16 protein-coding genes are annotated in these 22,194 nt (G+C 40.9%); 4 read left to right on the top strand and 12 right to left on the bottom strand.

The window, feature by feature from the left end; translation table 11 throughout:
• Positions 1–38: 38 nt before the first annotated feature.
• The 9 genes from tldD to A9479_RS13435 all read right to left on the bottom strand — a co-directional run bounded on the left by tldD (position 39) and on the right by A9479_RS13435 (position 12,700).
• Positions 39–1,478 (bottom strand): metalloprotease TldD, encoded by a 1,440-nt coding sequence (gene tldD, locus A9479_RS13475; RefSeq protein ID WP_013463928.1) that lies wholly within the window; start codon positions 1,476–1,478, stop codon positions 39–41.
• A complete protein-coding gene (locus A9479_RS13470; RefSeq protein ID WP_064663662.1) occupies positions 1,475–2,314 on the bottom strand; it encodes a carbon-nitrogen hydrolase family protein in 840 nt (279 codons plus the stop codon). The genes tldD and A9479_RS13470 overlap by 4 nt, the downstream gene beginning before the upstream one ends.
• Entirely contained in the window at positions 2,311–6,159 is a 3,849-nt protein-coding gene (locus tag A9479_RS13465; protein WP_064663661.1) for a YhdP family protein, read from the bottom strand. The genes A9479_RS13470 and A9479_RS13465 overlap by 4 nt, the downstream gene beginning before the upstream one ends.
• Positions 6,159–7,631, bottom strand: a complete 1,473-nt coding sequence (rng, locus tag A9479_RS13460; protein ID WP_008113735.1) for a ribonuclease G — start codon at positions 7,629–7,631, stop codon at positions 6,159–6,161. Before rng ends, A9479_RS13465 begins: the two co-directional genes overlap by 1 nt.
• Before the next feature lies 1 nt (position 7,632).
• A complete protein-coding gene (locus A9479_RS13455) occupies positions 7,633–8,202 on the bottom strand; it encodes a nucleoside triphosphate pyrophosphatase (protein ID WP_064663660.1) in 570 nt (189 codons plus the stop codon).
• Positions 8,202–8,681 carry a rod shape-determining protein MreD gene (gene mreD / locus A9479_RS13450; protein WP_016900308.1) on the bottom strand — a complete coding sequence of 160 codons (480 nt, stop codon included), beginning with the start codon at positions 8,679–8,681 and terminating at the stop codon, positions 8,202–8,204. Before mreD ends, A9479_RS13455 begins: the two co-directional genes overlap by 1 nt.
• Positions 8,674–9,516, bottom strand: coding sequence for a rod shape-determining protein MreC (gene mreC / locus A9479_RS13445; RefSeq protein WP_016900309.1), 843 nt, complete (start codon positions 9,514–9,516; stop codon positions 8,674–8,676). The genes mreD and mreC overlap by 8 nt, the downstream gene beginning before the upstream one ends.
• Positions 9,516–10,559: a rod shape-determining protein gene (locus tag A9479_RS13440; protein WP_013463921.1), complete on the bottom strand. Its 1,044-nt coding sequence runs from the start codon at positions 10,557–10,559 to the stop codon at positions 9,516–9,518. The genes mreC and A9479_RS13440 overlap by 1 nt, the downstream gene beginning before the upstream one ends.
• Before the next feature lie 134 nt (positions 10,560–10,693).
• The gene (locus tag A9479_RS13435) at positions 10,694–12,700 is read right to left on the bottom strand and encodes a formylglycine-generating enzyme family protein (RefSeq protein ID WP_064663659.1); all 2,007 of its coding nucleotides are present in this window, start codon (positions 12,698–12,700) and stop codon (positions 10,694–10,696) included.
• Between the two features lie 335 nt (positions 12,701–13,035).
• Here A9479_RS13435 and A9479_RS13430 point away from each other — a divergent pair, with 335 nt between their 5' ends.
• Entirely contained in the window at positions 13,036–13,944 is a 909-nt protein-coding gene (locus A9479_RS13430; RefSeq protein ID WP_064663658.1) for a 1-aminocyclopropane-1-carboxylate deaminase/D-cysteine desulfhydrase, read from the top strand.
• A 29-nt stretch (positions 13,945–13,973) separates the two neighbouring features.
• On the opposite strand, the gene A9479_RS13425 is transcribed toward A9479_RS13430, so the two are convergent.
• The 3 genes from A9479_RS13425 to A9479_RS13415 form a co-directional block, all read right to left on the bottom strand.
• On the bottom strand, positions 13,974–15,620 hold the full coding sequence (locus A9479_RS13425; protein ID WP_064663657.1) for an EAL domain-containing protein: 1,647 nt from the start codon (positions 15,618–15,620) through the stop codon (positions 13,974–13,976).
• A 368-nt stretch (positions 15,621–15,988) separates the two neighbouring features.
• Positions 15,989–16,690: a single-stranded DNA-binding protein gene (ssb, locus tag A9479_RS13420; protein WP_024602151.1), complete on the bottom strand. Its 702-nt coding sequence runs from the start codon at positions 16,688–16,690 to the stop codon at positions 15,989–15,991.
• A gap of 20 nt (positions 16,691–16,710) precedes the next feature.
• Positions 16,711–18,078, bottom strand: coding sequence for an MFS transporter (locus tag A9479_RS13415; protein ID WP_024602150.1), 1,368 nt, complete (start codon positions 18,076–18,078; stop codon positions 16,711–16,713).
• Positions 18,079–18,241: 163 nt separating this feature from the next.
• Between A9479_RS13415 and uvrA the strand changes: the two genes are divergently transcribed.
• From uvrA to A9479_RS20115, 3 genes are read left to right on the top strand one after another with little or no spacing between them, the layout of a single operon-like run.
• Positions 18,242–21,067, top strand: a complete 2,826-nt coding sequence (gene uvrA / locus A9479_RS13410; RefSeq protein WP_064663656.1) for an excinuclease ABC subunit UvrA — start codon at positions 18,242–18,244, stop codon at positions 21,065–21,067.
• A gap of 29 nt (positions 21,068–21,096) precedes the next feature.
• Entirely contained in the window at positions 21,097–21,669 is a 573-nt protein-coding gene (locus A9479_RS20120) for a hypothetical protein (RefSeq protein WP_231893570.1), read from the top strand.
• Positions 21,670–21,677: 8 nt separating this feature from the next.
• Positions 21,678–22,157, top strand: coding sequence for a hypothetical protein (locus A9479_RS20115; RefSeq protein WP_231893569.1), 480 nt, complete (start codon positions 21,678–21,680; stop codon positions 22,155–22,157).
• Positions 22,158–22,194: the final 37 nt, after the last annotated feature.

The raw sequence follows: 22,194 nt of genomic DNA, 5'->3' as shown, positions 1-22,194 counted from the left end.
TTCAAAACGCGGTTTTTTATAACGACTTTGTAATAAAATTAAGCCGTGCCACCCACGGTTAGGTTATCTATTTTCAGGCTTGGCTGGCCAACGCCTACTGGTACACTTTGACCGTCTTTACCACAAACACCTACACCTTTATCAAGCGCTAAATCATTACCTACCATAGAGATTTGTTGCATAACCTCAGGGCCATTACCAATTAATGTTGCCCCTTTAATTGGCTGAGTAATTTTACCATTTTCAATTAAGTAAGCTTCTGAGGCACTAAACACAAACTTACCTGAGGTGATATCCACTTGGCCGCCACCAAAATTAGGGGCAAACACGCCTTTTTTAACCGTGCTGATAATATCAGCTTGGCTGTGCTCTCCGCCTAACATGTAAGTGTTGGTCATACGTGGCATTGGTAAATGCGCGTATGACTCACGACGTGCGTTACCTGTTGGGTTTACCCCCATCAAACGCGCGTTCATTTTGTCTTGCATATAGCCTTTTAAAATACCGTTTTCGATAAGTACGTTATAGGCTGCAGGCGTACCTTCGTCATCTACATTAAGTGAACCACGGCGATCGGCCATAGTGCCATCATCAACCACAGTACATAGCTCTGAAGCAACTTTTTGACCTACTTTACCGCTAAACGCAGACGCGCCTTTACGGTTAAAGTCTCCCTCTAGGCCATGACCTACGGCCTCGTGCAACAACACGCCTGGCCAGCCATTACCTAATACCACTTCCATAGTACCCGCTGGGGCATCAATAGCTTCTAAGTTTACTTTAGCTTGACGAACGGCTTCTTCTGCAAAACCCATCCAACGCGGCTTACCATCTACCAGCTCTTTAAAGTAACCATAATCTAGGCGCGCACCGCCACCAGCACCGCCACGTTCACGACGACCATTCTTCTCTAGCAATACAGAGCAGTTTAAACGGATCAGTGGGCGAATATCGGTAGCAAAGGTGCCATCGCTGGCTGCAATTAATACTTCTTCGTATACCGCAGACATTGAGCTAATAACTTGCTCAGCATCAGGGGCTAATTCACGAATATAATTTTCAAGCTCACGTAACAAATTAACTTTATCGGTATCGCTCATACTAGAAATTGGTTGATGCGGTGCAAACTGCTGCTTTGCAGCCACGTCACTAAATACTTTAACCGCTTTATCTTCACCGGCATCGGCAATACTTCGTGCTGCCGTGGCTGCTTTGTTTAACGCTTCAAGATTGATTGCGTCTGAATATGAAAAACCGGTTTTTTCACCGCTTACAGCCCGCACCCCCACGCCACGCTCAACGTTATAAGAGCCTTCTTTCACTAAGCCGTCTTCTAATACCCAAGACTCATGATGGCTCGATTGAAAATAAAGATCGGCATAATCAACTTTGTGCTGGTGAATATAAGCTAATGTTTTTTCGAGTTCTTCTCGATTTAGCTGGCTGTCGTGTAATAAATGCTGTTCAACCGAATTCATAATAATGGCTCTCTAAATCGTTGGTGAGATTGCAGCGGCATATCTCGTCTAATTTTGTGTAACTGGTTTAAATCTACGGTGCAACTAATAAAACCAAGCCCTGTTGATTTTTCACTTAATGTTTCACCCCAAGGCGATAACATGAGGCTGTGACCATAAGTTTGCCTACCGTTTTCATGCGTTCCATATTGCGCTGCAGCAATAACATAACATTGCGTTTCTATAGCTCGCGCTGCAAGTAGCGGCTGCCAATGCGCTTTACCTGTTGGAACAGTAAACGCACTGGGTACTAATATAATTTCGGCGCCTTTGCGAACTAAGGCATTAAATAAACCAGCAAAACGCAAATCATAACACACTGTTAAACCAATTTTACCAAAGGGCGAATCAACAACCACAACCTCATCGCCGGCTTGAGTAAAATCGGATTCTCGGTAGCTGCCGGTCTGGTCATCTACTTCAACATCAAATAAATGTATTTTGTTATAGCTTGCAACAATATCGCCTTGGTTATTAAACAAGTGTGAGGCAGCGTAATACTTATGTTGGTTATAGGGCTCTGGCATGGTGCCAGCATTTAACCAAATGTTGTGTTTACGGCACAATTCACTGAGTTGCTGTTTGTACTGTTCAATACGCTGTGACACTAACAACGTATCACCAGCGTGTTTACTAAACACTAAAAACGCTTCTGGTAGACACACTAGCAGCGGGCGAGCTGTCGGTAAGTTTTGCAATGCCTGTTTTAATTTTGCAATATTCTCATCAGGATTTAAGCCTGAGCACATTTGCAATGCAATAATCTTAGGAGCTGAATTTATACCTTGTTTATTCATTGTGTGGCGCTAACCTCGGCATCTTTGAGTTTTAACTCTGAGGATGCTTGTGGCTGACTTTGTGCTGCTTGCGGTAAAGTCACCTCTCGACTCTTACGATCTAACTCTTGTACCTGAGGATCGTTCATTTTGCCTGTTACTTTAAAATTGATCTCTGAGATCACTCGGGCAGAATGAATCACTTTATCAATTGCTAAAGCTGCAAGCCCCGTTACCGGATTGACCATCCAAGCCACAATCACCGGAATGCTCGAGGTTACTTGTGGTGCCACGGCTAAGTCGTAGTCTATTTCAAGGGTATTTAAATTTGCATACCCTTTAATCGAGAGATCGGCAGGTACCCCATCCATTTTAGTATCTTGGGTATAGGCAATGCCTTTATCTATCTGCATGGTGCCTTGCATGCTGTTATAAAAAAAACCTTTAGAAAATACATCTCTAAAATCAAGCTTTAGCTTACGCACTAATGAATCAAGGCTCAGTAATGAGAATACGCGTGCACCTCCATCACTGATTTCAGTTAAATGGCCTTCGCCTAAATCCCAGCTAATTTCGCCATCTAAACTGGCAATGTCTAAATCATAAGGTGCCGCTTGCCAATTTAGCTGATAATTTAGATTGGCGTTTGAATCTTTAATAGTGGTGGTAATATCAAACTCATTAAATAAGGCGCCAATATCATCACTTTTAAGTTCACCGCTCATCGCCGTTAGGCCATTCTGCCATTGCCCTTTAGTCCGTAATATATGGTCGCCCTTATCAACCACTAGCTCAGAAATAAGCAGCTTTTTACCATCGCCTAACAATGAGGCGCTTACTTTATCAAGTTGATAATGACTCACTTTACAATCGGCACATTCAAATTCAATAGCCGGTAATTTTGTAAGCCATGCAAGTTGTTCTGGGGTTGATTTTTCGCTCGGTTGCTCTGATTGTTTATCTAAAAAGTTAAGCCTTAAATAGTCGCTGTTAATTCGAATCGGCTGACTTGATTGCCCGCTAGGTACAAACACTTCGGCTCTTAACTCTTTGGCATTGAGCTTTAATTGCAAATTATTATTTAGGGGCGATAAACGCATATCAAAATCATTAAACTGCATGCCACTCACGTTAAAAGAGTTAATATTCGCAACCACTTCATGTAAAGGCGGCATCACGCCCGGCGAGGCACTGTCAGGCTGCGCTTTAGCCACATTAATAATTTGATCAATTAAATCAATCCAAGGTAATAACTCACTCTGCGCTAAATTAATACTCACCGCTAAATTTTGTGAGTTAAGCCCTAAGTCTTTTTCACCGATGATAAAATGAGCGTTGGTAAACTGCGATTGAGTATTGTCTAGAATGGCATTGAAATAAAATAACTCATTAATATGTGCAGTTATCAGATTAGAGATATCATCACCTTGAATAACCGCACTCAGAGGCCAAATTTGCTCACTGCTTTTTGTATATACTCCTGGCAAGGAACTATTTAAGCCAATAAGTGGCGATTCAACTTCGGCACGATAGTTAAACCCTTGCTCGGTAAAATTAAGCTCTAAAGCAATATCAACGTCACTTTGCCCGCTTAAGTAACCATCTAAAATACCTTGACCATGGTTTATGAGTGTTTGCGCATCAAGCTGAGCATTTATATTTATATTAGCGCGATAATCCTCTGCGTTTGCGTCACTAGTGTAGTTAATCGTTAATGGCATACCAAGCCATGTAGCCGTAGCATCGGTGAGGTTTATTTGTTGATTATTAAAGCTAAGTTCACCCTTTAAATGCTCAAGCGAAATACCGGGAGCAGAAATATAAAGAGGTGAGTCGAGTAAATTAACCTTACCAGTTACACTCGCTCCGCCCTCAAATTGTGAGCCGATTAGCAATTCAATGTTTGCGCTGGCAAGCCCCTGTCCTTGCACAACATTAAAAATATCAGCTAATGGATTTGCTAAAGGCGTGGCGACAAAAAAATCGTGCATTTTTTCAAGCTCAGCTTGCTTATCAATACTAACCACCAATGGCGCATCGCCCATTAAGTCATCAATACTCACATGTACACTACTGCCAACGTCAAGGTTTACCAGTTGGCCTTGCTGGCTATAAATATCCATTCGCTCATTTGCAAAATGCAGCTTTACACTGGCATTTGTGACTGCTGGCCAAGCCGGATCGAATTGATAGGTAGCATTATCTATTTGCGCTAAAACATCAAACTGCCCAGAACCATCGTCAAATGGAAAGCCTGATAATGGACCAGAAAATAACACCTGGGCATTTGTTACTTCACCTGATTTTATTGCGCCATTTAAATAACTAACTAACTCAGGGCTCATTAACGTTAAGGGAAAATAATGGCCAGCAATACTAGCATCGGGGGCAAATGCTTCGGCATATAAATCTAAGCGAGGCGTTTTACCTAAACTTAATTGCATCTGTGCGCTTAAGGTCACTTCATTGTTATCAAACCACAGGTTATCACTACTAATATGCCAATCGCCTGAGCGCTTAGCTAAATCTAATTCAATGTTTAGCTGGTTATAGTCAATATTATTACTAAAACTAGCACCTGTAATTAAGTGGCTGTTTTCACCAAAAATAGTGATCCGGCCATATTGCTGATTAACCAATCCATCAACCCTTAAGGATTGAGCGGCGGGTACGGCGTTTTTTTCTTGCCAGCTAATTTCATCGGCTTCAAACCACAACTGCCATTGCTTTGCATCGGCAAACTCTAGATACGCGTTTTTTATTTCACCACTGGGTTGGCGAGCTAAAAAAGGGGTTAAATCAGTAAAATTAGTTAATTCTGCTAAATCATTTAATAGGGCTAAATCGAGTTGCTGTAGCCATATTTTATTTTGCTTGCCTAATAAAGCTTCAAATTCGAGGCTAGGCCACGTTATTTCGTTGGTACTAAACGCTAAGCCGGTACTTTTTAACCGCCAGCTATTTTGCTCAGGGTATAAATGAAATCCCCCTTCACTTAGGCTGACCTTTTGTGTTTGCGCATTGAGTTGCCAATTTACCGCACTCGGTAACCACTGTACTTTTACGTCACTTACTAAGCCTTGCTCTAGCCTAAGCCATGCTTGTAAATTTAAATCACTATGTAGTTGCTGCTTTTGAGTATTTATATACTGGGCCAACCAATTTGACACATCAACCTGATTAGCCTGCACATATAAATCGCCCACCATTTGCTCTAAGGTTTCACCTTTGAGCGCAATACGGGCATCAAAATTACCCACAGAAATACCCGGTAACGCTAGGCTACCGCTACCAAGATGCTGTTTATCTTGGTTTTGCCATACAATGTTTTCTAATAACAGTTTACGTTCTTTGTTATCTTCTAGTACAAAGCTGATGCTGGAGTTTTCTATTGCAAAGTGACCCGTTTCACCTAAAAACAGTCCTTCTATTAGTTCTTTTTGCTCAAATGAAACTTCATCTTGATTACCAGCAAATAAATTAGCGACATTAACCTTGGTATGAAAGCCATTGATCACAAAGTAATTTGATTTAAGCTGCAGCGACTTTAAACTTTCCCAAAGGTTTAGCTCTAAACTGGTTTTAGCTATGGTTAAAGAAATAGGGGCTGTTTGGTTGTCTTTAAATGATAATTCTTCGAGTACTAAAGCGGGACCACTGCCTTGCCAACTTGCTGATATAGCACCTATAGATAAACTAATATCAAACTTATCATCAAGGTAGCTTTCTATATCTCCTTTATAATCGTTCGCGTAGGGTAAGGTGTATTTTAAAATAGAAACAATCACGGCCAGTAGTACTAAAATTACAGCACTTATTTGCCATAATTTTCGCACACAATAAAAACAGGCCGCTTTAAATTTCATTACATCATTACCACATCAAACTGCTCTTGGCTGTATAAACTTTCGGTTTGAATATTGACCTGCTTTCCAATAAATAGTTCTAATTCGGCGAGGTTATGATACTCATCATTTAATAGCGCTTCACATACTGCAGGCGAAGCATACACTACAAACTTATCCGCATCGTAAGCGCGATTAACACGTACTATTTCACGAAGAATTTCATAGCAGACTGTCTCGACTGTTTTTTGTGAGCCACGCCCTGAACATGCTGGGCATACATCACACAGTATATGCTCTAAACTTTCGCGAGTTCGCTTGCGGGTCATTTCAACCAGCCCTAATGCTGACAAACCATTAATATTGGCTTTAGCTCGATCTTTAGAAAGCGCAGATTCTAATGAGTGCATTACCCGGCGCTTGTGCTCATCGCTGACCATATCAATAAAGTCGATAATAATAATACCGCCTAAATTACGCAGCCTTAGTTGACGGGCAATAGCGGAGGTTGCTTCAACATTGGTATTAAAAATAGTTTCTTCAAGGTTACGGTGACCAACAAATGCACCGGTATTAACATCAACTGTGGTCATAGCTTCTGTTTGATCTATGATCAGGTAACCACCCGACTTTAAAGTCACCTTACGATGCAATGCCTTTTGAATTTCACTTTCTACATCAAATAAGTCGAAAATGGGGCGCTCACCTGGGTAATACTCAAGCACTTGTGATAACAAAGGCACAAACTCTTCAGTGAACAGCTTAAGCTCTTGGTAGGTAAGCTTAGAGTCAACACGAATGCGCTCCATATCTTCACCTACGTAATCACGTAACGTTCTAAAAGCCAACGTAAGATCTTCATGCAAAATACTGGCTTTGCTGGTTTTACGGCGCTTAGAAACTATTTTATCCCACAGTTTTTTTAAAAACGCAGCATCATGACGTAGCTCTACTTCACTTGCGCCTTCTGCGGCAGTTCTAACAATAAAGCTACCGTTTTCATCGCCATATTCAGCAACAATTTTTTTCAGCCTAGCGCGTTCTTCTTCCGTTTCGATACGTTGACTCACACCCACATGTGTCGCATCTGGCATAAATACTAAATAGCGTGACGGTATAGTAATATCAGTAGTTAAGCGTGCACCTTTACTGCCCAGTGGGTCTTTAACCACTTGCACCATAATGTACTGACCTTGGCGAACAAGCTCACGAATATCTTGGACTTTTTTAATTGGCTCATCATCAACACCTTCCACAATAGAGGCACTATTGACGATATCTGAAGCGTGTAAAAAAGCCGCTTTTTCTAAGCCTATATCAACAAAAGCGGCTTGCATTCCCGGTAGAACACGGCTTATTTTACCTAAGTAAATATTGCCCACTATGCCTAAATTACCAATACGCTCTAGCTGAATTTCTTGTAATACACCGTTTTCGATTAGGGCAACGCGACTTTCACTTGGCGTGACATTGATCAGTAGTTCTGTACTCATGCTACCCTCTTAAGAATGTATTTAATAATTGTTCTGTCTCATATAAAGGTAAGCCGACAACGGCAAAATAGCTACCCGAAATATGCGTTACAAAGCGCCCACCTAACCCTTGGATACCGTAACCACCGGCTTTATCTTGAGGCTCGCCCGTTTGCCAATAAGCATGTATTTCTTCATCACTGAGCGTTTTAAAGGTGACATCTGTACTGACCACACAACTGAGTACTTTATCTGATGTAGCAAAAGCGATGGCAGTTAACACTTGGTGCGTGTTCCCTGATAAGCGCTTTAAGGTTTGAGTAAAATCGTCTTTATCTCGAGGCTTACATAATGATTGGTTATCCATCACCACCACAGTATCACTACCTAGCACTGGCCGGTCAGTATAACCTTGCTCTACGCCCATTTGCGCCTTTAAACGCGCTAAACGCTCTACATAGTCATGCGGGAGTTCATTAGCAAGCTGACTTTCATCGGCATCAACACTAAACTGTGAAAATTCAATATCCAATTGGGTTAGAAGCTCTTTACGACGGGGAGACGCGGAGGCTAAATATACTGCGCAAGTCATTATCTGATCCTAAAATGTCTACGGTATTTTCGAAGTAATAAAAATACCCATATCCAGCTCAACATGCCTGTTAATACAGGCCATAAGTAATGTGGGCTAAAATAAACGCCAAGTAAAAAGTGATTTAACCAAAACTGCATTAAGTGGTAAAGCGTTAAGAACAAGCCTATAAGTAGGCTTTGTTGCCACAATGAAAAATTGCGAATTTTTTGGAAGTTACTTGCAGTAACAAAAATACACACTGAATAAGTTAAGGAATTAACACCCAATGAGGAGCCTGTTGCTAAGTCAATTAATAACCCAACAACCCAAGCAGTCCCTATATTTAGTCTATGCGGTAAAGCTAAAGACCAGTACATAAGCACCAACAGCACCCAATCAGGACGAAATGGTTCAAGTGAAAAAGGTAACGGCATTAGCGCCATTACTAATGCAAAGAAAATACTTAATGCGATTAAGAGCATATGACGGTTAATCATCACCCATCAACTCCTGCTGATTTAGCCATAACACCACTAATAACCGAATTCGATCTAATTGAGCTATCGGCTCAGCAAATACTTGCGCAAAAGGTTGGCCTTCATCACGAGTTATTTCGGTGATCACCGCAACTGGATAACCTTCAGGAAAGGTCCCTCCTAGGCCAGAGGTCACCAGCACATCACCAATACGCACATCTAAGCTATGCGGCACATGTGATAGCTTTAGCACGTTAATTTTACCGATACCTTCAACCACTGTGCGCACATCGTTTCGTAATATACGCACCGGTGTTGCATGGGTAGTATCTGTAATTAACAGCACTCGCGAGGTTGTTGAACCAACTTTAGTCAACTGCCCGACTAACCCCATATCATCAATCACCGCTTGGCTTTCGCTTAAACCATCGGTGGTTCCCCGATTTATCACCACTTGGTGACTATAAGGATTTGAATGAACAGAAAGTACTTGAGCAATAATTTTACGATTGGTGTGTTTAGAGGAAGAGCCAAGTAATGCACGAAGTTTTTGATTCTCTTTTGCTAAAAACTCATACTGCTGGATTTGCTCACTTTGCAATACTTGCTTCTTTTTGAGTGCTTCGTTTTCGGTTAGTAACTGCTCACGGGTATGCAAACTTTTGGCGCTAAAGCTAAATACTTCGTAAGGTAGGTTAGCAACATAAATAAGTGGACTAACCAACGTATTCAAACTAGTACGAATGTTCTCGCCACCTTGCGTGTACTTGTCTCCAAGGATCAATACGATACTCAAAAGCACTGCGACAAAAAGTCGCAGTTGCAAAGAAACCGTTTTTTCAAACATTGATTTCATTAATCGTAACTAAAAACGTCACCACCGTGCACATCAATCATTTCAAGGGCCTTGCCGCCGCCACGTGCAACACACGTAAGTGGGTCATCAGCAACAACCACTGGAATGCCCGTTTCTTCCATTAGCAGGCGATCTAAATCTTTTAGTAATGCGCCGCCGCCAGTTAACACCATACCATGCGCTGAAATATCAGATGCCAGCTCAGGTGGAGACTGCTCAAGCGCCACCATGACAGCGCTTACAATTCCCATTAGTGGCTCTTGTAATGCTTCTAAGATTTCATGCGAGTTAAGCGTAAACGAACGAGGAACGCCTTCTGCAAGGTTACGACCACGCACTTCTATCTCTACTGGTTCGTCTGTTTTAAATGCCGATCCAATTTGGTGTTTAATATTCTCAGCGGTGGCTTCACCGATTAAGCTACCAAAGTTACGACGCACATAATTAATAATGGCTTCATCGAACTTATCACCACCAATGCGTACTGAAGATGAATACACAACACCATTAAGTGAAATAATAGCGACTTCTGTTGTACCGCCACCAATATCAACCACCATAGAACCCGTTGCTTCAGACACCGGTAAACCGGCACCAATTGCAGCTGCCATTGGCTCTTCGATTAAGTAGACTTCGCGAGCACCTGCACCCATTGCTGATTCACGAATTGCACGCTTTTCAACTTGAGTAGCTCCACAAGGAACACAAATAAGCACGCGTGGGCTTGGGCGCATAAAATTATTATTGTGCACTTGTTTGATGAAGTGCTGTAACATTTTTTCAGTAACATAAAAATCAGCAATCACACCGTCTTTCATTGGACGTATAGCTTTAATATTACCAGGCGTACGGCCCAACATTTGCTTAGCTTCTGTACCTACAGATGCAACACTTTTAGGTCCACCAGCACGCTCTTGACGAATAGCAACAACTGAAGGTTCATTTAATACAATACCTTCTTCTTTTACATAAATTAGTGTGTTGGCTGTACCTAAATCGATCGATAGATCGTTTGAAAAAATACCACGGAGTTTTTTAAACATGAGGCTGGATGACCTTTGAAATTCGTTCTTATTGTAGTTGCGCTTACTTTAACATTCTCAACACAATGAGCAATGTAAAGCGCAGCCGTCTTTGTAATCATTAAAAAGAGGAAGCACCGCTTCCCCATTAAATATTATCGTTCGCTCATTAAGCGAAAGCCAATATAATTAGCTCTAAAATCTGGCGCTAAAATTAAACGCGTTGATGCACGAGCAAGGCTAGGGGCAAAATTCCATGCACCTCCGCGAACAACGGCATCTTTTTTATTCCCTGTGCTGCTAGTCCATTCCCATACATTGCCTACAGTATCGTATAAGCCAAATGCATTTGCAGAGAAAGACCCTACCGGAGCCGTGCGTTTATTCGACCACTCGCTACCACACCAACCACAGTTAGCTAGGTTTTTACCAATTTCGTTACCCCATGGGTACTCTGTCTCAGTGCCTGCACGCGCCGCATATTCCCACTCAACCTCAGTAGGTAAACGATACGTTTGCGCTGTTTTATCAGAAAACCATTCAGCGTAAGCAATAGCATCATTTTTTGTCAAACACACAGCAGGAAACTCATTGGTTTGCTCAAATCCTGGAGCACCCCAATTTAAGCTTGCTTCCCAAACAGGTTCGCCGTTGAGGTAATATGCGCAACCTTTGCCTTTTTCAGCTTCGGTTTTATATTGCGTTTCGTTTACAAACGCTTCAAATGCGCCAACAGTGACTTCTTTACTTTGCATGACAAAAGATTCACTAATCGTTTTTTCAACAACAGGACGCTCGTTTTCCAGTCCATTGCCGTTAATATCGCCCATTTTAAATGTGCCAACAGGGATTATTACGGCTGACGAATCCACTGTTGGTGGCTGCGTATCAATTTCCATTCCCTTAGGACAATCTGCTTGTATTATTTGCTCTCGCTTTTTAGTCGGTGCAGCAATCGACTCTGACTTTTTTTCTAACTTAGCAAAAAGCGTGCGTGTCTTTTTTAAGTCAATACGTGCTTTATAAGGGATGTAACCTTCTTTGCGTATTTCTAATTTATGCAAACCACGTGGTAAGTTCGTCACCAAACGAGTAGAACCTACTCGAATATCATTAATAAATACTTCATCGCCGTGTACATTAGAGCGTAAGGTTAACTGAACTAATTGATCTTTCTTGTTCTCAGCGACCACTTTAGGCTTTTTATTAACTGTTTTAGCGACAACGGCAGCGGCTTTATTATCCCCATTATCGCTGAATGTTAACTGACTATCAGAGAAAGTAGTGCTATAAGCTGGCTGATAAGTATTTGCCAGCGGGGTACCATACTCTAAACAAAAACTATTATTCACACTAAGTAAGTGACATAAACGACTGCTGTTTACATCTCCGCGCATAGTAACGCTTAAATTGACGTTGTAATCACCTTGCCCGCTAAATGCGCTCTTAATCACGTGACTACTTAAAATTTGTACTTGTGCCCCTGCCATGTCTCGCTTAGGTTCAACAAGACGTTTTTCTGTAAGATTTTCAAATATTTGATCTAAAAAACGTTTAGTTGCCTTTTTCAGCCCTATTTGCTGACCGCTCTGCTCACATGCCGCCAGTGTTTCAGTGCGCTTACAGTTAATGGTATGGTCAACTTCAAGCGTACCCTCTCGGGTAAATTCATTGCGTAATCGCTCTACACGCGCCGTAGTATATTGCACTTTTAAGCTTTCAATCGTGTTTTGAAGTGCATGTTTATCAGCGCGAATTTGCTCAATATCTTTTAGATGGGATGCAATTGCCGCCAATTGCATAGAAATATCATTTTTATTTTGTTCTTGATCAACAACGGCTTTTTGATAACGCGATTGTGCAGAGGTAATGTCTAGCGACGGATTATCAATTAAACGTCGATACATATCATTCATCGCATCCAACGCTTGGTTTTTTTCTTTATCAAGCTGTGTGGAACGCGTTCTCAGCAATTCAAGTTGGGTTTGAAGTTGATTCTCTTCTTTTAAATATTTGTCGAGCATCGTCGTTGAACGAGTGTATTCTGTTTGTTTCGTATTAATCTCTGATTCAATTCTGTTTACAGTAGTTGTATCTTGTGCAAATACTGTGCTTGCAAAAAAGCTAGCAGAAATTAACAGAGATAAAGGAGCAATTCGCATATATTCCAGTCCCAAAAAAGCGGCAATTATTTGGTTATTATTATTTTTTATAATAAAACCTTATGCTATGTACTTGAAGCACAAAACACAAGCTTTGTTCATTTATTATCTCAGTTTACAACTATTATCCCGTTTCATGCCAGTAAATAACCGTTTCATTTGTACTAAATAGCTAATTTATTTAACAACACCGAGATTTATCTGCATTTTACGCTATTAAGATGCCAATTTAGCCGCGTATTCATATTTTTTAGTTTGCTTAAGTAATAAAAACTGAGTCAAAATAACGCTATTACACAGCACATTCATCATGTAACTAATGAAAAAGAGTGATAATGCCAATACCATTCAGTATTAATGAACATAGCTATTTACAAACAATTACCAGTGAATTACTAACAGACAAGAAAATAACTTTAACTATTAAGCGCGATGATTTATTGCATCCACTTATCAGCGGTAATAAATGGCGAAAGCTCAAATACAATTTAGTTCGTATGCAACAACTGGGTAAATCTGAATTACTTACATTTGGTGGTGCTTTTTCAAATCACATTCATGCGTGCGCCGCTGCTGGTAAAGAGTTTAACTTAACAACCCACGCAATTGTGCGCGGCCCACAGCTTGATCTAAATAATCCTACTCTAAAATTTGCACAGCAATGTGGTATGCAGTTATATGCAGTCAATCGTATAGAGTACAAACAACGACATGATGAAGCCTATTTAGCCGCATTACAGGCACGCTTTCCAAACGCATACATTCTACCTGAAGGAGGCACTAATTCGTTTGCTATAGATGGATGTAAAGAGCTTGCCCAGAGTTTACCTGAGCACGACTACTTAATCTGTCCAACTGGCAGTGGCGGCACCTTGGCTGGATTGATAGAGGGCAGCTCAAATAAAATCAACCTACTAGGGATTGCTGTTTTAAAGCAAGCCGACTACCTGCGGGACGAAATACGCGCTCTTAGCCCTAAAGCAAAATCACAAAATAACTGGCAACTACTTACGCAATTTCACGGTGGTGGATATGGTCGTTTTACAGCTGAGTTATGGCAGTTTTGCCAACACATGCAGCATCAACATCAATTACCCTTGGAGCCTATTTACAGCGGTAAAATGATGTACGCACTTTGGCAGCTCATCAATAATGATTACTTTGCCCCTAACAGCAAAATTATTGCAATACATACTGGTGGGTTGCAAGGTTTAGAAGGGCTAAAATATCGCAAATTAGTGTAGAGTGTATTTAACTTGTTAATTGCTTAGCATTAGTGAAATGCGACTTGAGTATAATTGGGAAGAAATTTAGAAAAATATCCTCCTTGCGCGCCGCTAATGCCTATTACTTTTAAAAGTTGTAGCTCCTGAGGCGTCTCTACATCAAGTGCAAATACTGACAAGCTCAATAATCTACTTATATGCACAATCCCCCTAACGTATTTTTGTTGTGAATTACTGCGCTCTATCCCATGGACAAGTTCAGAAGCTAAGTTAAGCCCTGATATTTGTTTATTAAGCGTAAACTTAAAAATATTTTTACTGCTTCTCACATCATCAATTACAATATTGCAGTTTAGTGCCGCTATTGCTGCAAAAGCGCCTTGCAAACGTAATTGATTATTTAAGAATTCTGATTCATTTATAGAAAATTGCAGTGTATGTTGGTTTTTTAAGTCATTGATATAAGCAGTTAACCAGCTCCAAAACTCGGTATTAAACCAGTTTTTAGGATGTAACTTAATACTGATAACTGACGATGAGTTATCTATAAGCAATAGTTTTTTTACTTGCATAACTACCGCTTGATCGTGCAATAGCGCCTCACCTTCGTTATAAAATTGACTGATACTTTCTTGATTAAGTAATTGTTTATTTCCCCTGTCATTACTTTTAATTGATACGTAATGCTTAATAATAGCGCCGCTATCGAGCTCGTATACTGGTTGAAATAAAATAGCCAATTTTTGCTTTTTAATTCGTTGTGGTATTGAGTGTCTATCGAGCTTTTGAACATGACCATAATTTAACGCTAATTGGTGATAATGCTTAACTCGATTTTGCTGCGAAAGAGTAAGTGCCGACTTTGCCAACTGATACACCATAACCTGATCAGCCTCTGAATAATAAGTACATAAACCTACTTTTACATGCCTCTGTGCAGTTCTTGGCGCCAATACATGAGCGGCACTTACAATGCATTGATGTAAATATTTAGCGCAATTGAGTTTATCAATTGCATCAATCCCTTTGAGAGTAAAAGCGAAATTGCCTGCAGTTAATAACTTAACGGATATTTCAGTCGTATTAATAAAGTCTTTTGCCAATAAGACTTTAAGAGTCGCTTGTAAGTCAGTGTTTGCATCAAAATGGCATTCACACTGAATAAGTGCAAATACATTATATTTAATTGCTTCCTGCACATTAGTTGTCGCTATTGGAGCGAGCTGTAAAGAACTCACTTTGGGTGCATAACGTACTTTCTTATTATTAAAGTGCTGCTGACGTTTAAAGGTTATTGTGCTGTTTTTTATTGTTTTAGGCTTTTTAAAGCGTCGAATACAAAACATAGCGAGCAAAAAAACCGCGTTTATTATTAAAAACAAATAGCTATAGGTATACCAAACTGGCCATGAATAGAGCAAAATCCCCTTTGAGTTAGCGCTAAAATAATGTTTTTGTTTTTCTATATAAATAGGGTTTTTATTAGGGGCGAGCGTAAAAGGCGTATTTGCAATAAGTTGATTTTCATTGGCCAATGGCTGTTGCAATTGCTTCGCTAGCTTTAAACCAACTTGCTCGTTTTGATGCTGTAAAACCAAACTTAAACCGCTATTAATAATAACTAGCAAGGCGATACACAGAGCATAAAACAAAGCATTTGAATAATTGGTAAAGTGAAATTTACTGGCTTTCATAACCCACCGGCACATCAAATAAGTTATTAAAGTGTTGTCTACTATTTGCAATTGTACAAGCCAATAATAAAAGTTTAGCGGAGGTTTAAAAGTTAGTACTTAATGTTTATAAACATTATATTTAGCCTTCAATTAGTTAACTAAACAGCTGTCATTATTTATATATTAGTTTGAACAAAGGAGGGCTTGGCTTAAAAAATAAAAACACCAGTATCACAGTGCTTTTTACACATTCATATGTTTACTTTAGGAAGTGTTTATTCAGATTTAAAAACTGTAGAAATGGAATACGGTCATTTTTTTAATAAAAAAGCCGCTAAAAAGCGGCTTTTAAGATTATTTTTCAACATTTGATGTTTTGTCTTTGTCTAGAACGGGATATCGTCATCAAAGTCGATTGTTGGTTCCATAGGGTTTGATGCGCCACCTTGCGGTGCATTTTGTGGCTTAGGTGCAAACCCGCCTTGCTGTTGTGGTGCACTATTTTGTTGTGGTGCAAAACCACCTTGCTGCTGTGGCTGGTATTGGTTGTTTTGCTGCGGTGCTGGCTGCTGAGCAGGTGCAGATTGCTGCTGTGGAGCATAACTGCCTTGCTGGCTATTTTGGCCTTGGTTATTTTGACCATAACCACCGCTTTGTTGCCCGCCTTGGTTACCTTGATAGCCACTACTTTGTTGACCACCTTGGTTACCTTGATAGCCACCACTTTGTTGGTCGCCACCGCGTGCACCTAGCATTTGCATTTGACCCGTAAAGCCATCAACAACGATTTCTGTGGTGTATTTTTCTTGGCCTTGTTGATCAGTCCATTTACGGGTTTGAAGTTTACCTTCTACGTAAATTTGTGATCCCTTGCGGCAGTATTCACCCACAATTTCAGCTAACTTGCCAAAAAATACCACACGGTGCCACTCAGTTTTATCAACCATTTGGCCAGTGTTTTTATCTTTATAGCTATCTGAAGTTGCTAAGGTAATATTTGCTACACCATTACCATTAGGCATGTAACGAACTTCAGGATCTTGCCCTAAATTACCAACCAAAATTACTTTGTTCACACCGCGTGCCATGGAACCATCTCCTATAAACGTTAGATTAAACCAGCCACTCTTCGGGCTTGGTCTAGGTCAAATTCTTTATCATTAATCTTTAAGTAGCTACGACTTTCATCGCGAACTACGGTTGCTTCTATTACGCCGGGTAAAGCAACTAACTGAGAAGCCAGTGTTTGTGCCTGCTCTTCAGAATCTAATTGGGTCATTAAACTAATAACTTTGCTTTTCGGTGGGACTTGCATTTTCCACGCAATAATAAGCCATATTACCCCAACAAGTGCCGCCGCCGCAAACACAGCTTGCGTACTGGTTGTTTGTGCTACATACCCGCCAAGCATGCCGCCTAAAAAAGCGCCTAAAAACTGGCTCGATGAATACCCACCCATGGCTGAGCCTTTCTGACTTGCAGGGGCAATACGCGAAACAAGAGCCGGCATAGTGGCTTCTAAAAAGTTAAACGCAACAAAATATAACAGCATACAAACAGCAATACCAACAACGCTGTTTGCCCACATAGACATACTTAGCATGCTTACTATTAAAACCATAACTGAACCAATAAAGGCTTGTTTTTCTTTCTCTTTTTTAATCGCCACTATCATCACGGGCACCATTAAAAAAAACGCCAAAAATAAAACCGGAATATAAAGCTGCCAATGGTTTTCGGCCACTAAACCATCTTTAATTAATTGGCTTGGTAATACTACAAAAATAGTCGTTAATGTTAGATGCAGCAATAATACGCCTGCATTTAAACGTGCCAGCTGTGGGTGTTTAATCAATTTTTTAATGTCACTAAAACTAGCAAGCGTATCGCCTTTTGGGGCTTTATTTATTGCACTAGGAACGAGCATAGTGACTATAAAAATACCACACACAGCCAAAATAGCCGTTAGCCAAAATACGCCTGCAATGCCCCACGAGGCTGCCACTATCGGCCCTAATAACATAGCAAACGCAAAGCTCATCCCGATGCTCATACCAATCACCGCCATGACTTTGGGGCGCTGTTCATCACGGCTTAAATCTGATGCAAACGCTAATAATGCGCTGGCTATAGCTCCCATGCCTTGTAAGGCACGCCCTACCGTCACCATTTGAATAGACTCTGCCAAAGCGGCAATTACCGAACCTAAAGCAAACACTGCCAAACCACCGACTATGACTTTTTTACGACCTATTTTGTCGGAAAGTCTCCCCATTGGGATTTGTAATACGGCCTGCGTTAAACCATACGCACCAATTGCAAAACCAATCCAGATAGGTGAAAAGCCTTCAAGCTCTTGACCATAAATAGCTAAAACAGGCATCAGCATAAACAAGCCGAGCATTCTAAATGCAAACACACTCGCTAACGATACGGCGGCGCGTTTTTCTCGTGAATTAAGTGAAGATGCGGTCATTATTTGCGTGATCTTACTGTGTTAAAAAATTAGGCAAGGATTCTATCACAAGCTTGGCAAGAATTAATCGTCTATAACTAAGGATTTTTTCGATGATCAAGGATTAATATTGCAGCGTATTATGCGATACTGAGCAAATAATTTTGGCAATAAACGAGATAGCATGGAAAACATTGAAGTCCGAGGCGCCCGCACGCACAATTTAAAAGACATCAGCCTAACCATCCCACGTGATAAACTAATTGTTATTACTGGCTTATCTGGTTCAGGAAAGTCATCACTTGCATTTGATACGCTGTATGCAGAAGGGCAACGCCGGTATGTTGAATCACTCTCTGCTTATGCAAGGCAGTTTTTGTCATTAATGGAAAAGCCCGATGTAGATCATATTGAAGGCCTTTCTCCTGCTATTTCCATAGAACAAAAATCAACCTCGCATAACCCACGTTCAACCGTGGGAACTATTACTGAAATCTACGATTATTTACGCTTGATGTTTGCACGAGTCGGTGAGCCTCGCTGCCCGACTCATGATTTACCGCTCGCGGCGCAAACAATCAGCCAAATGGTCGATACTGCGCTGGCACTGCCTGAGGGCACAAAGCTAATGCTCTTGGCGCCTGTTGTTAAAGACCGTAAAGGCGAACATGTAAAGCTATTAGAGCAGCTTGCAAGCCAAGGCTACATTCGCGCACGTATTGATGGCGAAGTGTGCGACCTATCTGATCCACCACCACTAGATCTACATAAAAAGCACACAATTGAAGTCGTGGTTGATCGCTTTAAAGTCAAAGACGGCCAGCAACAACGTCTCGCGGAATCATTCGAAACAGCACTTGAAATGTCAGGCGGCGTTGCCAACATTGCGTTTATGGACGATAGCAATGCTGAAGAAATGCTGTTTTCAGCAAATTTTGCCTGTCCAACCTGTGGCTATGCGATGACAGAGCTTGAACCGCGTCTATTTTCATTCAACAACCCAGCTGGCGCTTGCCAAAGCTGTGACGGTTTAGGTGTAAGACAGTATTTTGATCCTAATCGCGTGGTTCATAATCCTGAAATAAGTTTAGCTGGCGGTGCAATTAAGGGGTGGGATAAACGCAGCTTTTACTACTATCAAATGTTGCAAGCAGTTGCACAGCATTATGACTTTGATTTAGATGTGCCTTATCAGGAACTTGCAAAAGAACATCAAAAAATTATTTTAGATGGCTCAGGTACTACAAAAATTGCGTTCAGCTATCGTAATGACCGCGGCGATTTAATTACGCGTAATCATGAATTTGAGGGCGTGTTAAACAATATGAACCGCCGCTACCGCGAAACAGAATCAAACTCTGTACGCGAAGAGCTAGCTAAATATCAAACCAGCCAGGCGTGCCCTAGTTGTAAAGGTTCGCGTCTTCGCCAAGAAGCGCGCAATGTATTTATTGGTCAAACTAACTTACCAACCATCACACATATGAGTATTGGTGAGGCAATGAGCTTTTTTGAAGGCTTGCATTTGACTGGGCAAAAAGGCCAAATTGCGGAGAAGATTTTAAAAGAAATTCGCGACCGGTTATCGTTCTTAATAAATGTTGGCCTAAATTACTTATCACTTGAGCGCAGCGCCGACACGCTCTCTGGCGGTGAAGCACAGCGTATTCGTTTAGCGAGTCAAATTGGCGCTGGATTAGTAGGTGTAATGTATGTATTAGATGAACCATCTATTGGTTTACACCAACGTGATAACGACCGTTTATTAAAAACCTTAGTGCATTTACGTGATTTAGGTAACACCGTTATTGTTGTAGAGCATGATGAAGACGCGATCCGCGCGGCAGATCATATTATTGATATTGGTCCAGGTGCTGGTGTGCATGGCGGCCATGTTATTGCTCAAGGTACACGCGATGATATTTTAGCGAGCAAAGACTCGGTTACCGGTCAGTTTTTATCGGGGGTGCGTAAAATTGAAGTGCCTAAAGAGCGCCATGCTACTAATGATAAATGGTTAGAGCTGTTTGGCGCTACCGGTAATAACTTAAAAAATGTTGATTTAAAAATACCCTTTGGCTTAATGACCTGTATTACCGGTGTATCGGGCTCAGGTAAATCTACACTCATTAACGACACCTTATTTAAACTCGCTCACACTGAGCTTAATGGTGCCACAACCGCAGAAGCGGCCCCTTACAAGTCAATTGCAGGTCTTGAACACTTTGACAAAGTGATTGATATTGACCAAAGCCCTATTGGCCGCACACCGCGTTCAAACCCTGCAACTTATACTGGTATTTTCACCGGTATTCGTGAGCTGTTTGCGGGTACTCAAGAAGCCCGTTCACGTGGTTACAAAGTGGGTCGCTTTAGCTTTAATGTTAAAGGTGGGCGTTGTGAGGCATGCCAAGGTGATGGCGTTATTAAAGTAGAAATGCACTTTTTACCTGACGTTTATGTACCGTGTGATGTGTGTAAGGGTAAACGTTATAATCGCGAAACCTTAGAAGTACAATATAAAGGCAAAAACATCAACCAAGTGCTCGACATGACCGTTGAAGATGCCCATGACTACTTTGATAAAATACCGGCTATAGCACGCAAACTTAAAACCCTAATGGATGTTGGACTTTCTTATATCCGCTTAGGCCAAGCCGCTACAACACTTTCTGGTGGTGAAGCACAGCGAATTAAGTTAGCACGTGAGCTTTCTAAGCGTGATACCGGTAAAACGCTATACATATTAGATGAGCCAACAACAGGCCTGCACTTTGCAGATATAGAGCAGTTATTAGTAGTACTGCATCGTCTGCGCGATCATGGCAATACCATTGTAGTGATTGAGCACAATTTAGATGTCATCAAAACAGCCGACTGGATCGTTGATTTAGGCCCTGAAGGTGGTGCTGGCGGCGGTGAAATACTGATTGCAGGTACACCAGAAGAAGTGGCTGAATGCCAGCGCTCTCATACTGGGCACTACTTAAAACCGTTATTAAATAAATAACGGTAATACGCTTTAGATAAGGAAAGTCGGTGTTAAGGTATTTAAAAATTGCAAAATGGCGTGCTAATAAGCAGTTTAAGCAACAGCAAAAAAGCTGGCAACCACACCAAGTTAAACTGCTTAGCCATATAAAAAGCATATGGTTTAACCTTAACACCGCGCAAAAACTTTATCTTCTTGCACTTATAAGTTTAGCTATTTTTAAGTTAACCTGGTTGTGCGCCAGCATCACCATTGTTGCACTAATCGTAGAATTTTGGCCTAAGTTTAATCAACTATGGAATTCACTCGCAGGTAAAGCACTTATTTTGGTATTTTATGCCAGTATTGCTAACTTTGTTTTAGCAAGTGCTAGTGGCATTGTAAATGAAGTCACTCAGGTATCAGCTAATCACTTTAATTACACTCATAACTTTGCCACTTTATTATATTTACCGCCTTGGACACTAGGAATAACTCTGGCAACACTGCTCGGCTTACAACTTATTTTGCCTTTTTACATCATAGTGTTATTACTAATCAAGCCATTTGGATCTGATCGCATAAAGTTTATTAGCCAAAGCTACTCACCACTTCTAACTGCATTAACCCGCTTTTTTTAGCGACGGTAGTGTTTGTAAGTCTGATTGCATTTATTGATGAAAAACCGCCTGAAAAAGTATTAAACGATATAGTAAATAGCTTTGAAAATAGCCAATCGCTCGCAAATAAATCCCCCGCTGAGCAAGAGCAAGCCATAGAAAAGTTGAGTGAGCAAATAGAGAAAAAACTCCCCTCTTCAGACAATGACGGCGCTCAGACAAAAACATTTGGTATTCGCTTAGAAGGCGAAGATGAGAACACTCAAACGGTTAGGCAGTTTTTAGATACTAAAGGCTACTTTGAACGTAGTAAGCGCTTAATTGCCATGTTTGCCTATAGTTATGAAGCAGACAGTTATTCACGCTGTCAGAAATCAACAGAGAGTAAGTCAATCGAGCTCAATGATTACGAAATTATTGAAATAACGCCTGATCAAAGCATGCCTTACGGTTATAAATTTATAGTTAGAGCCTGTGAGTCTGCCGGTATTTCTGCTACAAAACATTAAAATACAAAAAATGCCGCTAAATTAGCGGCATTTTTGT

The organism is Pseudoalteromonas sp. MQS005 (assembly GCF_001661605.1).
GTDB classification, from domain to species: domain Bacteria; phylum Pseudomonadota; class Gammaproteobacteria; order Enterobacterales; family Alteromonadaceae; genus Pseudoalteromonas; species Pseudoalteromonas tetraodonis.
The sequence above is the reverse complement of the archived record's forward strand: the minus strand, read 5'-3'. Positions and strand labels throughout refer to the sequence as shown.